At 40.5% G+C, this 920-nt stretch carries 2 protein-coding genes; one reads left to right on the top strand and one right to left on the bottom strand.

Annotated features, from left to right (window positions below; all coding sequences use genetic code 11):
- The coding region (locus DA100_RS08390; RefSeq protein WP_138971734.1) for a transposase at positions 1–165 on the bottom strand (165 nt) is incomplete at its 3' end.
- 263 nt (positions 166–428) lie between these two features.
- Between DA100_RS08390 and DA100_RS08385 the strand changes: the two genes are divergently transcribed.
- Positions 429–905 carry an IS630 family transposase gene (locus DA100_RS08385; RefSeq protein WP_138971733.1) on the top strand — a complete coding sequence of 159 codons (477 nt, stop codon included), beginning with the start codon at positions 429–431 and terminating at the stop codon, positions 903–905.
- Positions 906–920: the final 15 nt, after the last annotated feature.

Below are 920 nucleotides of genomic sequence, written 5' to 3'. Positions count from 1 at the left end.
GCGTTTGACTTCAGAGGCTTCCATCCCACCGTATTTTGCTTTCCAGTTGTAGTAGGTGGCATCTGAAATGCCGTATTCACGGCACACTTCATTGACCTTACGACCCACTTCCACTTCTTTTAAGATTTTGACGATTTGTGTTTCTGAGTAACGTGATTTTTTCATCGCGGGTTCTCCTTCTATGCTCAGTCTAAGCCGAAGAACTCTAAAATGGTATGCCACTAGTTTAGGGGAGGTTTACATAACCATATCAGTTCAAATAACAATCAATAAGTCTGGATGAAAGTCAATAAGTTAAATCAGTGAAAGAAGATTAGACAGAAAACTGTCACCTAACACGATAATGCTGATTTAACGGATTTAGCTCTAATACCAATCTAAGTAAAAATATGGTCTAATTGAGGCTGTCATTTCTACACGAGAATGCCATGGATAGCCTCGACAACATCGACTTTAAAAAACTCGCTAGTCAGCAGAAGTCTATACAAATGAAGATGCGTTTACTTGCTCTAGCACACTTAAAAGAAGGGCGGTCTCGAACACAGATTGCCAAATACCTGAAGGTAAGCCGCACTAGCGTGAACAAGTGGGTTCAAACCTTTCTTGAGGAGGGACTTGAAGGACTACAGGAAAAGCCAAGAACAGGACGCCCTGCATTTCTTACCCCAAAACAGCGTGAGCAGTTAAGCCTATTTATTGAAAGTCGAGCTTCAGATTCTTCTGGCGGTAGATTAACAGGTAGCGATATTCATGCCTACATCATCAAAGAATTTGGCAAACATTATCACCCTGACTCCATCTATTATTTGCTCAATCATATGGGCTTTTCTTGGATAACATCGCGATCCAAACACCCTTCTCAATCCCAACAAACCCAAGACGATTTTAAAAAAATTCAAAATTGAAACGATCCTCAAGAT

This window comes from Vibrio sp. Hep-1b-8 (assembly GCF_006124995.1).
GTDB lineage: Bacteria > Pseudomonadota > Gammaproteobacteria > Enterobacterales > Vibrionaceae > Vibrio.
This window is presented reverse-complemented; position numbering and strand designations above follow the sequence as displayed.

What these genes read in the sequence shown, in the direction of transcription:
- DA100_RS08385 (WP_138971733.1), top strand. Translation starts at nt 429, where the DNA reads ATGGATAGCCTCGACAACATCGACTTTAAAAAACTCGCTAGTCAGCAG.